The sequence below is a fragment of the Gammaproteobacteria bacterium genome (assembly GCA_029881255.1).
Classification (GTDB): Bacteria; Pseudomonadota; Gammaproteobacteria; order S012-40; family S012-40; genus JAOUMY01.
In genome coordinates this window covers 1,033,388-1,047,064 of record JAOUMY010000001.1, presented here as the reverse complement: position 1 = coordinate 1,047,064, position 13,677 = coordinate 1,033,388, and the positions used below count along the sequence as shown (strand labels likewise).

Here is a 13,677-nt window from a genome sequence, read left to right as displayed (position 1 = left end):
CCAATGAGGAATATCCTCATCATCGAAGACAATGATAATAACATGGAGTTAATTACCTTCATCCTTGAGGCTCATGGTTACAAAACTATAAGAGCAGAAACAGGATTGTTAGGTTGTGAGCTTGCATTCAGTTCTTCACCAGAATTAATCATTTTGGACATACAGCTTCCTGATATAGACGGAACCGAAGTATTGCGCCGAATTCGGGAAAAAATTCATGACATCCCTATCATCGCCATGACATCGTACGCCATGGCCGGCGACCGTGAAAAACTCATCGAAGCTGGATGCACCGGTTATATTGAAAAACCGATAGACCCCAATCGCGTAATCAGCCAAATCGAACATTATCTCGGAGATTACGCTTGAGGGTACTTATTGTTGAAGATACTGAAGACTCTCGCGTGCTATTGCAAGATTTTCTGGAAGGTAACGGATATGAAGTTTTCGACGCCGCCAACGGCGAGGAGGCGCTTGCAATCGCTAGCGAACAGCAAGTCGACATTATTATTAGTGATGTCCTCATGCCCGTAATGGATGGCTATGAATTGTGTAAAAACCTGAAAAGCAACGTCAGCACAAAACACATCCCTATTGTTTTTTATACCGCAACTTATACCGAAGAACGAGACAAAAGACTTGGCTTGTCTTTGGGTGCTTCGCACTTTCTCATCAAACCACTCGATATGGAAGAGCTACTAGTCATCTTAAATCAGACGGCAACACAGGAAAAATCGGATATCGAAATAGACGAGCGACAATTCCACAATCAACATGCTGAGGTACTCGGTAGAAAGCTGGAAAAGAAAGTCGACGAACTAAGTCAGCAACGCGAATATTCAAAGCGCCTCAAAGGGCAATTTGAAACTGTCACCGATTCGCTGCCCGTGCTCATCGCTGAAATTGATGCCCAAGGCTACTATAAATACGTAAACGCCGCATACGAACTCTGGTATCAACAGCCCCGATCATCAATCATCGGTCAGAGCGTAAAAGCGCTAGCGGGAGAGCAGGCATATGTGGAGCTGAGTACACATTTGGCACAAGCCCTTCAAGGACAGAAGGTGTTTTATGAACAACAAGTCACCTCTCCAAGCGGCGAAATACGCTATGCGCAAACACAGTACTTCCCGGAGTATGACAACAAGGGAAATGTCAACGGCGTTTATTCTATCGTCACCGATATCACAGAGAAACGCCAGGCCGATCTAGAGAAAGAACTACTGCGCAAAAGACTGGAACATGCGCAAAAACTGGAACTTATTGGCCAGGTAACCGGTGGCATCGCGCACGATTTCAATAATCTGTTAACCAGCGTCTTGGGCTTTACAGGTTTGAGCCTCGCCTATTTGGAGAAAAACAGGGACCAAACGCTGACAGATTATTTAAAGCAAGTCGAACGCGCGGGAACACGTGGCAAGGAAATCGTGGCGCAACTCCTCGCGTTTTGTCGAGGCTCCGGTTATAGCAGCAGTCTTATCAATTTGAATGCCGAGCTAAACGACATTATAAAATTACTCAAACCCGTTATTTCCTCAACGGTACCCATTTCTCTAGTCACTACGGAACCCCCCATCAATATCCACGCAAACGATACACAGCTCGTTCAAGTCATCATGAACCTATGTATAAATGCTAGAGATGCAATGAAGGGAACGGGAAAACTCAAGATCAGCGCGCATAGGTCTACACTGAAGAGAGTCGTATGCACATCTTGTATGTGCGAGATTCATGGCAACTATGCGGAGATAATGGTTAAAGACAACGGACCTGGCATCCCTAGCGAAGTCTTGCCTCGAATGTTCGAACCTTTTTACACCACCAAACAACCTGGTGAAGGAACAGGAATGGGACTCTCGATGGTGCACGGAATCGTGCATGAATTTGGCGGGCATATCATTGTAGAGAGTCAGCCTGGAGAAGGCGCGTGTTTTCGAATCTTTTTTCCAGAAGCGGCTGATGAGGACGAACTACAAGTCGAGATGGACGACGACAATACGGCTGAAAAGGTAATCTAGGAATTCTTATGGCCAGTGATCCTGGCCATATGTGGATTTTCAGAACCCGAGCGTAGGGAAGGTCGAGGTCACCACTATCCCCAGCGTAACAAATATACCTACGACGATCAGAAAGTTAGGCCGTTGACTGCGGTGTTGCTTGTAGTACTGCATAGAAACCTCTCAGATAATCACTCTCAATAATTTACGTATTCGCTATGTAAATTATCGTTAAATTCCGTCGCGAGCTGCGTGAGAGGCTTCACAAAATTTACCTTCCAATTCAGGTTTTTCCCTATTCTTCCATATCCAGATCTTCCTGAACGGCAGCCACCCCGGCTTTGGCACATTTTTCATCCTGTGTTCCAGACGGCGCGCCACTGACACCAACCCCGCCGAGAATCCGTCCACCAGCCGTTAAGGGCAGACCACCACCAGCTACAATCAAACGGGGATCTTTGGGTACCGAGTATGCTCCGGTAAAACGTTTTTCCATGTCGGACGTCGCCATATTGAAGACAGTAGCGGTATATGCCTTCTGTTCAGACACGCGTATAGCGAGGTCGGGGGTCAGGACGTCGCGCAACATCACCTGGGGCGTTCCCACACGGTCGACCACCGTGACGGCGATCTGGATTCGTTCTTTACGGCACGTATCTATTGCCGCTTGTGCGATCTTCATCGCCACTTCCATGCTAATCCGTTTGACCGAAATCGTCAGTGGCTCTTGTGCGAAAATTGATGGTGAAAACAAACTGGACAACAGTATTAAAGCTGGAAAAGACAGCATAGACCTGCGCATGATGGCACTCCCTCTTACAGATAACCGAAATTGTGGAACCGCCTGATACCGCGTGCTTATCAGCTGCGAGGCTGAATTATCGGCATGCGTTTACGGATTTGCTCAATATTACCATCAAGTCGGTGATCATAAATAACGGTATACGCCATTACACGACGAACATAATTTCGTGTCTCTTCAAACGGAATGCTCTCCACCCACTGATCGGCTGGGATACGTTTTTCCGGCATCCAGCTTTTGACACGGTGCGGACCAGCATTATAAGAAGCTGTCGCAAGCGCACTATGCCCCTGGGTTCGATCTAGCAATCGGCGCAAGTAAGCTGCACCCAGGCGGATATTCTTTTTCACATCCAGTAGCTCTCGACTCGAACGCAATCGGGTATTGGTTGCGCGTGCTGTAATGCGACCTGTACGCGGCATAATCTGCATCAAACCCAATGCGCCTGCGTGAGAACGAGCATCTGGCATAAAACCACTTTCCTGACGTAGTACGCCATATACCCATGCAGGATCGATTTTTTGCATATCTGCGTTTTCCATGACCAGATCCTTGAAGGCCATTGGGAAACGGAGTTCAAGATCATCAAAGTGATCCGACCTGGCTACTGTCTGAATCGCCCGGTCATACCAACCCCAGCGACTTGCCAATACCGAAGCCATGCGCAAGGTCTGCTCGTCCATGCCCCTGATCGCATAAATCCATTCACGGCGTGCATCGGCCTGTCTTCCGATTTGTAGTAATTCATAGGCTCGGCTAATGCCTGGAATTTTTGCAATGTTATCTAAGGCAGATTCTTCAAACTCCAGCCTGTCCGAGTCCAGCATGTACTCACGCCCGATACGGTCAGCAGCCAAAAATCCATGGTAACTTCTGTTCTGAGATAGTTCGGTATAGATACGTTCCGCAGCTGTGCGTAACACAGGCAAGGACATGCTCTGCATCTCCAGTATGCGTGCGCGCCAGTACTGCCAGTTTTCCTCTTTGCGCTCTTCCGGTGGGAGCGCTTCGATCCAGGTCAATGCAGACCACCAGTCTTCCTGCTCAATCGCAGTACGAACCCGCCAGTCCCGCACTTTATGATTACCACTATCAACCGCGCCTAACCATTCAAGCGCCTTAGGGTGTTTCTGGTAAGCCGACTGCAACGCAATATAGGTATCAACGGCAACAACATCCTCAGCAGAACTCGCTAAATGGCTATCACGAAATCTCACCCAGGCATCTGCGGCAGCACCCGCATCTCGTCGAGCCAAACGCCGTATACCATAGCGTACAATCTCTCTGGCTATCGGTTTTTCTTCCTGATAGACCACGCGGTGCAGGCTCTTTGCAGGATTGTGACGCATATCGATCCAACGATTTACCCAGGGCCGCTCTTCGTCAGGGAGGCTCTTGGCCAGGAAACGCACCAGGCTCACCCGACCATTTTCCATCGCCAGCCGAATCCGGCCCCACACCATCTCCGCAGTCATTCCTCCACGATCTTTCCAGGCTTTGAACACGGGATCACAAGAGCTGGGTTTCGAGTCACCTGTCAGCCACAATTTATCGGCACTATCCATTGCCAAATCGTATTGTTGCGTCTTAAATAACGCCAGTGCACGTGAACATTCCATACGCTCGCCGCCGCCATCTCTGAACTCTTCTAAAAATGTGTGCCATCGCCCACGCATGGCGAGATGACGCAGCCAAACAAAACGCATTTTCTCACCAACAGGTGCGCCCTCATTTGCCTCGAGAAATTTACGGATTTCATCGTCAGGCAAATGACTCATATTCATGCGCGTATAACGGTATTGGAGATAGGGATAGAGAGGGTAATCTTCCAGCTGACTGGCTAACCTGACATATGTGCGCATATGGCGCTTTGCTAATACATTCTTGGCCTCAACGTAAATCTCGCGCTGTTTCTCTATGGAAATTTCGGAGGCAAAAACTGGACTCAAGCCTAGAAGCAGGCTCAAACCGGTAATCAATAGGACATTCCATTGTTTGCATGTCATAATTTTGGTCATTGTACTGGTTGCGTTCAAGAAGGACACTGGATTTTGTCTACCCATATACTTAGATCGACAAATCCCGCCACAGGTTTAGTCTTTAAGACATTTTCATGCTGGTCGGATACCGAAATTGAGGGGACTGTCGCTAAAGTTCATCAAGCCCATCAGAGTTGGTCCCAATCCAGTCTGTCTTCACGTGCAAGTTCCATGCGGACGCTGGCTATTGTACTACGGAACCGCCAGGACGAGCTTGCGCATATCATTACGGAAGAAATGGGAAAATTACTCTCAGAATCCAGGGCCGAAGTGGAAAAATCGGCGCTGACCTGTGAGTATTATGCGGACAATGCAGAGCAAATCCTTACCAAGCACGTCACAAAATCCGATGCTGGAAAAAGTTATGTGACCTATCAACCGCTTGGGACGGTGCTTGCGATCATGCCCTGGAATTTCCCGTTGTGGCAGGTCATGCGCTTTGTCATTCCCACGTTAATGGCGGGGAATACAGGCGTATTAAAACATGCTTCTAACGTCCCCCAATGCGCCCTTGCCATCGAATCACTGGTAAAAGAGGCCGGCTTTCCCGAAAACGTATTCCGTACATTGATGATCAGCGCCAGCCAAACAGAAAAGTTGATCGCCGATCCCCGTATTGCCGCAGTAACGCTCACCGGCAGTTGTGAAGCTGGACGCAAAGTCGCCAGCGTAGCGGGCAGCCATCTCAAAAAACTGGTGCTGGAGCTGGGAGGCTCAGATCCCTTTGTTGTACTAGACGATGCAGATCTTGATTTGACTATACCGGTTGCAGTGCAATCACGCTTTATGAACGCAGGACAAAGTTGCATCGCGGCAAAACGTTTTATCATCACGCCAGGTGTCGCCGATGAGTTTGTTTCGCGATTTGTAAAAGCAGTGGCCTCGTTAAAAACTGGCAGCCCCTTGCAAGCAGACACAACGCTTGCGCCCATGGCGAGACATGACTTACGTGAAGAATTGCATCAACAAGTATTAAAGAGCGTTAGCGTTGGCGCAAAAATCTTGACCGGCGGTGAGCCGATACCAGGCGAAGGTGCCTTTTATGCGCCGACCGTGCTCGACAATATCACGCCAGCCATTCCCGCCTATCACGAAGAACTCTTTGGACCTGTCGCTCTGGTGTTACGCGCAAAGAACGAAGAAGACGCCGTCAGAATTGCCAACGATACGCCATTCGGTCTCGGTGGTAGTGTATGGACCCGGGACAATGAACGCGGTGAACGTGTCGCACTGCGACTTGAATGCGGAAGTGTCTTTGTCAACGGCCTGGTGAAAAGTGACGCCAGACTTCCCTTTGGCGGCGTGAAAGAGTCGGGATACGGTCGCGAACTATCCGTCCAGGGCATGCGCGAGTTTATGAACACCAAGACCGTGTGGATACGTTGAACGGTTTTGACCTGGCCGCTGTCCCCATAAGTTTCTGGTTTTTATTTGCCAGCATTATCAGTCTGTGGTTGATTCCATTTTGGCAAGCCTGGAGCGCTCTATTCGCAACCGCATTAATTGCGGGATTTGCCGAGAGCTTTCTGCACTGGCCTGCAATACCTTTTATTCTCTGGGCCGGTCTGACATGTTTTTGGTTAGGACAACGTTTATTCGAAGGCAAACACTACCAACAACTTTGTAACTCGCGTCCACGCCTCGCCAGGTCTTTAACTGTTTTTGCTAACATCAGTTTTATCGCACTGGCTATTGGCCTGGGCTCACACAAACTCCCCGGCTTTGATAGTTATTCAGTGGTTCGCGGCCTGCAACTCCATCAGGAAGCACCGGAAACCGGCATACGCTTCCATTTTGATAAAGCCGTGATCGGTTTCTTTTATCTGGTATTTTGCGTCACCCTTATCCGCGGCCTTAAAGAATGGGCAAACACCTTAAAACAAACTGCGTTGGTTGTTGCGGGGTCCATCGCCGGCGCCTTCATCATTGGACGACTGTTTGGCTATGTCACTTTTGATCCCGTGTTTTCTTCCTACTTCTTCGCTTTTTTGCTCGCAAATTTACTCGTCACCAGTGTCGCAGAAGAAGCCATCTTTCGTGGCTGGATACAGAGAGGCTTGTCCCGTCGCTGGGTGGAGAAAAAAAATGGGGATTATCTAGCGCTTGGTGTTACATCGGTGTTATTTGGCTTAGCCCACTTGTGGGGAGGCATCGGATTATTTATTGGCGCAACACTGGCAGGATTGGGTTATGGATATGCTTATATGAAAACCCAGCGTCTTGAAGCGGCGATTGTTGCGCACTTTGCCTTCAACGGTATCCACTTTACTTTTTTCACTTATCCGTATTGGACTCCAACTACGCAATAGGTGTTACATGACACTATTCGGGCAACATGATTGTTGATGTATCGCCTTGCAAACGCGCTTCAGGCAATACACCGGCGAGACGCTCCAACACATTTGTCGCTGTGGCACGATAGGCCGTCAGTTTGCCGCCGTAGATTGAAAGCAGACTCGGCTTTTTTTCGTTATCGCAACGAAAAATCGTTTCTCTCGGACGGGAAAATGCATCATCACCTTTAGGCAATACACGCAAACCCGCAAATTCCGAACTGATATCAGAAACCGTAATATTTTCGTATTGGGGAAAATAATGGGCCAGGGTATCCAGCAGATAGCGCCGTTCACTGACCAATGGTTCAACGCTGTCTGGCGAACCGGTAAACACTGTTTCTGTTGTACCCACCATCATCTTGTCGTACCAGGGCATGACAAAAACAGCACGTTTATCTGCTGGCGCCTCAACATAATAAATGCCGCATTCTACACGATGATCCAGAATAATATGCGTCCCCTGAACAAGATCAACCGCTTCTGGTGTGTGCGGAAACGCCAGGCGCTCAAGTACAAGATTAACCCAGGGGCCCGCAGCGTTGACGATAACCTTCGCTTTAATTTCCTTTGCGATACCTTGTTGTTCCAGGTGTAAACTCCAACCTTCATCCATCTTGGTTCCCGACAATAACTCGCAACCTTCCATCAACTCTGCATCGTATTGTTGCGCAGATCTCATGACTGCCTGTGTCAACAGTCGATCGTCAGTTTGCGCATCCCAATATTGAAAAACGTGCTGAAGATTTTCAGTTCGAAGGCCGTCCAACTTGCTCCACTGTTGTCTGGGGATTTTTCGATATCGTGCAGACTTTCTTGCGCCGGTAAACACGCCATACAACATCAGTCCGAGGTGAAGCGTCAGGGCATGGCGCGTGGTGTCATCGTATACAGGAATATAGAAACGCTGTAGTTTGACTAAGTGCGGCGCGATGTTCAGTAACACCTGTCGCTCATTTAGACACTCTCTGACGAGGTGAAACTGTGCACTCTCCAGATAACGCAGGCCACCATGAATCAGCTTGCTGGATCGACTTGACGTGCCATAGGCCAGGCTGTTTTTTTCGATGAGGGCAACACGATACCCCTTAACTGCGGCTGCCTGAGCAACGCCCACACCGTGAATGCCACCGCCAATGACCACAAGGTCATAGCTCACTGCCATTCTGACTGCTCCAGGCCTGCGGTCAAATTGGCCACTTCCATCGTTTCAATAAAGCTTGCGCCCTGTTCCACCCAATGACGCGCAAGCGCGGCCTCGGTAATTTCATAAAACATCCATTGCCACTGCCCTTGCCAAAGCGCTGTGTTTACTTTTTTGTAATTGCAAATTATCACATCAGGTTGATGCTGTTCTGCCAGTCTTTTTTCTTCTTCGTTAAATGCTGTCAACACCCAACCTATGCCTTGCCAGCCTCGTTGACGAACAGCTAACAAGAAATTCAGGTCATAGCCGATTATGGTTACTTGAGTGTTATCTTTACCAATAATCTGCAATACCTTGTCGATAACATAATCGAAACCAAAATGATCCAGGCACTCATCTTTGACTTCGACATAGACGTGTCTCTGCGAATCTTTGGCTAACCAGTTGATAAACGTTTCCAGTGTCACGATACGTTCACCGGAAAATGTGTTACCGAGACGTGCAGGCTCGCCATTGCTGACGCCGGCTAAATCATCTAAGTCATATTCAAAAATGGAACCCGTCGAATTGGTGGTTCGATCCAGGGTATCATCATGCAACAAGACCGGCACGCCATCTCTGGTAAGTTGAATATCAAGTTCCAGATGATGAATCCCCGCCTCAGTGGCTGCACGCATTGCAGCCATGGTGTTCTCGGGGTATTTACCGGCGAATCCGCGGTGGGCAACAATAGTAAAGTTTTTCATATCGGGGTTATCGGGTCGTCCTTGCACCAACTGAATATTCCACGCGCAATTAAATGACTCTGTCATTGCCTCCATCGACAGGCAATTGCGCTGCCGTTGTTTTTGCAAACAACGGTCCACACATTTCTGCAACCAGCTCAGCAACATCGCGACTGCTTACTTCGGTTCTAAGAACGTTTTTACGCTTGTATTGCTCCACACTCAAACCATAATGTTTAGCACGTGCCGCAAGCACCTCTTCTGTCCAAATCCCGGTATCGAAAACCGCATCAGGGTGCAGCATATTGACGCGGATGTTGTCCGCCCCCCACTCCATTGCCGCTATGCGTCCAATCTGGGTCAGCGCGGCTTTCGATGCAGAATAGGCCGCGGCTCCTGGCCCAGGGGCAGGGACATTTTTTGATCCCATCAATACCACTCGCCCGCCATTCGGCGCGAGTTTCAGATAAGGGTAACAACGATGTAGAAGGCTGACATTGGCATCCAGATTGATACGCATTACCCTTTGGAATTCTTCCTGACCTAATTCAGAAATTTTCTTGCCGCCAGGAAAAACACCTGCATTCAACACCAGCATGTCTATGCCACCAAATCGCTTTACGGCCTCTTCTATCATTCGCGAAAGCTGCGTCTCATCACTAACATCGCAGACCAGTCCCAGAAAATCTGCACGCTGATATAAAGAAACAATTTTATCATTGATATCCAATGCAATGACCGCAGCGCCACGCGACAACAAGGAGTCAACACATGCCTTGCCGATCCCTGATGCAGCGCCAGTCACCAAGGCCACTTCACCAGTAAACATCGGCGCTTTTCCACCCGCGCGCAGCTTAGCCTGTTCCAGGTCCCAGTATTCCATGTCGAATATATCCTGCTCCGGCAATGCGCGATATCCCCCGAGTTTTTCTGCGCGCAGGATGATATCGATAGTGTGATCATAGATATCGCGAACAATTGCCGCCTCTTTGGCGTTCTTACCTATCGTCAACAAGCCAAGTTGCGGATCAATCACAACTCTTGGCGCAACATCCAATATAGTTTTGCGATCACGTGCATTAGGTTCATTGGCGTTAAAATAGGTTCGGTATTTTTCAACAAAGGACTGGACATTATTTCCTAGCATCGGAACTGGCTTAGTGCGAATCACATGATCCGGCGTAGCTGGTCCCTGTTGCGAAATTTGCGCAAGATCACCTCGCTGTGAAAATGCCGTAGCTTTATCGCCGTTATCTCGAAAAAGAACAACAGCAAAACCGGCTGCTTCCGACAAATCTTTTCGCAGTGCAGCGATCTGTAGTCCTTCAACCACCAATGGCCTGGCAGAAAATGTCAATTCCCAGGCATTGTGGCGCTGGATAAACTCCTCCGCTTTTTTCACCAACGCAATCATACGCTCATAGGATTCGCGTGCAGTTTCGGCAAATGAAAATATACCGTGGTTCATTAACACCATACCCAGAGTGCCGGCATGAGCCTGCTGAGCAAATTGCTTTGCGCACTGCCGCGCAAGATCAAATCCCGGCATGATGTAATCTATAACGACCACGCTATCGCCATAGATCTCCTCGATATAACGCCTGCCATTAGGATTATTGGTAACGGTTACAATGGCATCAGCATGGGTGTGATCTACAAATTTGTACGGCAACGTCGCGTGTAAAATTGCTTCCACTGAGGGCGTAGGCGCAGAAGCCTTAGTCATGTGAGTTTTCAGTTCATTGACCATCTCAGGGTCTGTCAGCTTAGTCAATTCAGCAAGCTCTATCAGATGCTGCATCCGAACTGGAGAAAAACCTGGGGCTTCTATTGTAGCTAAATCCCAGCCACTACCCTTCACATAGAGAATGTCTTCTTCTTTGCCGAGGATATTTGTTTCACGAATCTTAACCGAAGTATTGCCGCCGCCATGAAGCACCAGTGACGGATCACGCCCAAGAAGGCGCGAGGTATAGACCCGCATTTCCAGATCGTTTTTGTATTGTGACGCCTCGGCGTCTGTCCACAAGCTTTGCATAGTCTCACCCACTTATTTCGCGTTGGCCTATTTTAGCGGAAAACCGGCAAGCTCCCAACGGTCACATAACTTGTAGCTGGTGCTTGCGTTGGAAGAATACCCAGGCCATAGTCATGCCTCGCGCACTCATAAAGACCATAAATGCCAACCACAATCCGTGGTTACCCCACTCCTGCAACACATACCATGTCACAAGGAAAATCAATGTTGACACCACCATCGTATTACGCATCAACACAGACCAGGCTGCGCCAACAAATATACCATCTAATACATAACTCCATACCGACAGCAGAGGAGCAATGATTGCCCAAGGCAAATAGATTAGAGCAGCTTCACGGACCTCAGGTAAATCGGTAAGCAAATTAATGATTGATGGACCGAACAAGGCATAAGCTAAAACAAAACTGGCAGCGATCAACGCCGACCAAAAGACGCAAATAACAATACTCCGCCGTGTCGCAGCATAGTCACGTTCACCGATAGACTTGCCAACCAATGCTTCTGCCGCGTGAGCAAAACCATCGAGCGCATATGCCATAAAGGTTTGCAGATTCATGAGTATAGCGTTAGCAGCGAGAACAATCTCGCCATAGCGCGCACCTTGGATCGTAAAAAAAGCGAAGCTGCCAATGAGACACAGGGTGCGAATAAATATATTTCCACTCAATTGAAACAAACTGCGAAATTTTTGGGCTTGAATATGATTTCGCCACGTCAACACCCAACCGCGCTTGCTTACAATTCGTTTCGTTAAAAACAAACCGAAAATACATCCCAGATACTCAGCAAACACACTCGCCCAGGCAACGCCCGAAATATCCCACGACCAGACGTACACAAAAACAATATCGAGCACAATATTTGTCAGATTGACGAGCAGTAGCAAATACAAGGTATACGCAGGTCGCTGCACTCCCAGAAACCAGCCCACCAATACATAGTTAATGAAAGCCGCGGGTGCAGACCAAAGCCGTATCGCCAAGTATAAAGAAAGCCCATTTTCAACATTGGCACTGGTATCGACTAACCACATGGTAGCGCGAATCACCAGGCCTTGCGCCAGGAGTAGAAAAATGCCGATGACTGCCGCAAACAACAGTCCCCGTACGAGTGTTCCAACAATAACTTCTGTGTCACTTGCGCCTAACGCTTGCGCTGTCAGACCGGTAACACTCATGCGCAAGAAACCAAATCCCCAATACAGGAAACTAAACGCCAGCGCCCCAACTGCCACAGCACCGAGATAGTATGGTTGATCGAGATGCCCCATTAGTGCGGTATCAACCATACCTAAAAGCGGCGTACTCACGCCAGAGAGCACCATCGGTACAACTATCATAAAAACTTTCTTATGACTGGCGAAATCCAGGAGGTCGGTCTGCCATGCACGCTTTTTCATTTAACCGCCCCAAATAAATCGTTTAGACAACAGCATAGCCGAGTCTATTATCCCTGATATTCTTAGCCTTCATCACGTATCATAACGTACAAGGCCAAAGGAGTTCACAATGGATGCATTAGTTAGACTCTACAATCTCCCCCCGCTCAATGAAGCATTGGTGAAGGCTCAAAAATCGGACGTCGACATCCGCCCAGCGATGGCATATGAAAAATCTGCGGTAGTTCAGTGGATCGCCACGCATTTTTCAGGAGCATGGGCCGATGAATGCAGCATTGCATTTACACAAACCCCAATAAAATGCTTTGTAGCCGTCAGGAAATCAAAGCTAGTTGGGTTCGCGTGCTACGATTGCACATTTCCAAATTATTTTGGCCCACTAGGCGTTCAGAACGAACAGCGCGGCAAAGGTATTGGCTATGCACTTTTACTTAGTTGCCTGCATGCACTTTTTACGCAAGGCTTTAGGTATGCGATCATTGGTGGGTGCGACGGACAAGAAAGCTATTATGTACACGCTGTAGATGCCCAGCTTATTGAAGGGTCCGAAACAGGGGCGTACCCACCTAAACTAAGCAAGAACTAAACCCCGTATTGAGATATTTATTTAAGCAGTTTTTTAAATCCCATCCCGTTCTACAATCAAACGTTAAACATGACCGGAACGCAAAAAAAATAGCCCGCATTGCAGTGCAAGTACGGGCTTTACAATAAACCTGAACGAAATCTCAAAAAACTATGCGTTCAAATATGGACTAATAGATTAGCGATGATGCTTGTTAAATTATTTTAGCTACCGATGCGGCTTCTAAATGGCAAAATTCGCGCTTCTTCTTTAATTTGTCGCGCTGGAATTTTTTGTTTTAACAAGTCACCGGCCAACGTATCGGCAAGCTCCTGGAATGCCTCAATGTTCTTACCTAAGGATTCCCACATCATGTCATAAATACGAATGGCCGCATCCATGGGATTCTTGGCGAGTTCTCGCTCGCGCTCAACACGCCACTGCAATTTTCCGAGGCGATCTCGTTGAACAGGATTGGGAACGTCGGAGATAAAAGCGTCGATCATGCTTGAGCGTTGCTTTTCAAACGCTTCCGGATCATTTTTTGCGAGCTTCATCCAATACTCAAAATCGAATGGTTTGTCTTTTTTCATGTCACCCTCCTCAATCTATCGTGCGATGCAGCTTCT

The 13,677-nt window shown here is 48.2% G+C and carries 12 protein-coding genes; 5 read left to right on the top strand and 7 right to left on the bottom strand.

What is annotated here, in order from left to right; all coding sequences use genetic code 11:
• Window positions 1–3 precede the first annotated feature (3 nt).
• Both OEZ43_04855 and OEZ43_04850 read left to right on the top strand, forming a co-directional pair.
• Window positions 4–369, top strand: a complete 366-nt coding sequence (locus OEZ43_04855; GenBank protein ID MDH5544899.1) for a response regulator — start codon at window positions 4–6, stop codon at window positions 367–369.
• Complete coding sequence (locus OEZ43_04850) at window positions 366–2,018, top strand: response regulator (GenBank protein MDH5544898.1); 1,653 nt, start codon at window positions 366–368, stop codon at window positions 2,016–2,018. The genes OEZ43_04855 and OEZ43_04850 overlap by 4 nt, the downstream gene beginning before the upstream one ends.
• Window positions 2,019–2,292: 274 nt before the next feature.
• Here OEZ43_04850 and OEZ43_04845 read toward each other — a convergent pair whose 3' ends face one another.
• Window positions 2,293–2,799: a heme-binding protein gene (locus OEZ43_04845; GenBank protein MDH5544897.1), complete on the bottom strand. Its 507-nt coding sequence runs from the start codon at window positions 2,797–2,799 to the stop codon at window positions 2,293–2,295.
• Between the two features lie 59 nt (window positions 2,800–2,858).
• Window positions 2,859–4,817, bottom strand: coding sequence for a transglycosylase SLT domain-containing protein (locus tag OEZ43_04840; GenBank protein ID MDH5544896.1), 1,959 nt, complete (start codon window positions 4,815–4,817; stop codon window positions 2,859–2,861).
• 33 nt (window positions 4,818–4,850) lie between these two features.
• Between OEZ43_04840 and OEZ43_04835 the strand changes: the two genes are divergently transcribed.
• Both OEZ43_04835 and OEZ43_04830 read left to right on the top strand, forming a co-directional pair.
• Entirely contained in the window at window positions 4,851–6,224 is a 1,374-nt protein-coding gene (locus OEZ43_04835; protein MDH5544895.1) for an NAD-dependent succinate-semialdehyde dehydrogenase, read from the top strand.
• Entirely contained in the window at window positions 6,212–7,147 is a 936-nt protein-coding gene (locus OEZ43_04830; protein ID MDH5544894.1) for a CPBP family intramembrane metalloprotease, read from the top strand. The genes OEZ43_04835 and OEZ43_04830 overlap by 13 nt, the downstream gene beginning before the upstream one ends.
• A 13-nt stretch (window positions 7,148–7,160) precedes the next feature.
• Here OEZ43_04830 and OEZ43_04825 read toward each other — a convergent pair whose 3' ends face one another.
• The 4 genes from OEZ43_04825 to OEZ43_04810 all read right to left on the bottom strand — a co-directional run bounded on the left by OEZ43_04825 (window position 7,161) and on the right by OEZ43_04810 (window position 12,483).
• On the bottom strand, window positions 7,161–8,336 hold the full coding sequence (locus OEZ43_04825; GenBank protein MDH5544893.1) for a glycerol-3-phosphate dehydrogenase/oxidase: 1,176 nt from the start codon (window positions 8,334–8,336) through the stop codon (window positions 7,161–7,163).
• A complete protein-coding gene (locus tag OEZ43_04820; GenBank protein ID MDH5544892.1) occupies window positions 8,327–9,130 on the bottom strand; it encodes a glycerophosphodiester phosphodiesterase family protein in 804 nt (267 codons plus the stop codon). The genes OEZ43_04825 and OEZ43_04820 overlap by 10 nt, the downstream gene beginning before the upstream one ends.
• Window positions 9,114–11,081 (bottom strand): bifunctional aldolase/short-chain dehydrogenase, encoded by a 1,968-nt coding sequence (locus OEZ43_04815; protein MDH5544891.1) that lies wholly within the window; start codon window positions 11,079–11,081, stop codon window positions 9,114–9,116. Before OEZ43_04815 ends, OEZ43_04820 begins: the two co-directional genes overlap by 17 nt.
• 61 nt (window positions 11,082–11,142) lie before the next feature.
• Window positions 11,143–12,483, bottom strand: a complete 1,341-nt coding sequence (locus tag OEZ43_04810) for an MATE family efflux transporter (GenBank protein ID MDH5544890.1) — start codon at window positions 12,481–12,483, stop codon at window positions 11,143–11,145.
• A 109-nt stretch (window positions 12,484–12,592) separates the two neighbouring features.
• Here OEZ43_04810 and OEZ43_04805 point away from each other — a divergent pair, with 109 nt between their 5' ends.
• Complete coding sequence (locus tag OEZ43_04805; protein ID MDH5544889.1) at window positions 12,593–13,069, top strand: GNAT family N-acetyltransferase; 477 nt, start codon at window positions 12,593–12,595, stop codon at window positions 13,067–13,069.
• Between the two features lie 203 nt (window positions 13,070–13,272).
• On the opposite strand, the gene OEZ43_04800 is transcribed toward OEZ43_04805, so the two are convergent.
• The gene (locus OEZ43_04800) at window positions 13,273–13,641 is read right to left on the bottom strand and encodes a DUF3135 domain-containing protein (GenBank protein ID MDH5544888.1); all 369 of its coding nucleotides are present in this window, start codon (window positions 13,639–13,641) and stop codon (window positions 13,273–13,275) included.
• Window positions 13,642–13,677: the final 36 nt, after the last annotated feature.

What these genes read in the sequence shown, in the direction of transcription:
- OEZ43_04855 (MDH5544899.1), top strand. Translation starts at nt 4, where the DNA reads ATGAGGAATATCCTCATCATCGAAGACAATGATAATAACATGGAGTTA.
- OEZ43_04845 (MDH5544897.1), bottom strand. Translation starts at nt 2,799, where the DNA reads ATGCGCAGGTCTATGCTGTCTTTTCCAGCTTTAATACTGTTGTCCAGT.
- OEZ43_04840 (MDH5544896.1), bottom strand. Translation starts at nt 4,817, where the DNA reads ATGACCAAAATTATGACATGCAAACAATGGAATGTCCTATTGATTACC.
- OEZ43_04825 (MDH5544893.1), bottom strand. Translation starts at nt 8,336, where the DNA reads ATGGCAGTGAGCTATGACCTTGTGGTCATTGGCGGTGGCATTCACGGT.
- OEZ43_04820 (MDH5544892.1), bottom strand. Translation starts at nt 9,130, where the DNA reads ATGACAGAGTCATTTAATTGCGCGTGGAATATTCAGTTGGTGCAAGGA.
- OEZ43_04815 (MDH5544891.1), bottom strand. Translation starts at nt 11,081, where the DNA reads ATGCAAAGCTTGTGGACAGACGCCGAGGCGTCACAATACAAAAACGAT.
- OEZ43_04810 (MDH5544890.1), bottom strand. Translation starts at nt 12,483, where the DNA reads ATGAAAAAGCGTGCATGGCAGACCGACCTCCTGGATTTCGCCAGTCAT.
- OEZ43_04805 (MDH5544889.1), top strand. Translation starts at nt 12,593, where the DNA reads ATGGATGCATTAGTTAGACTCTACAATCTCCCCCCGCTCAATGAAGCA.
- OEZ43_04800 (MDH5544888.1), bottom strand. Translation starts at nt 13,641, where the DNA reads ATGAAAAAAGACAAACCATTCGATTTTGAGTATTGGATGAAGCTCGCA.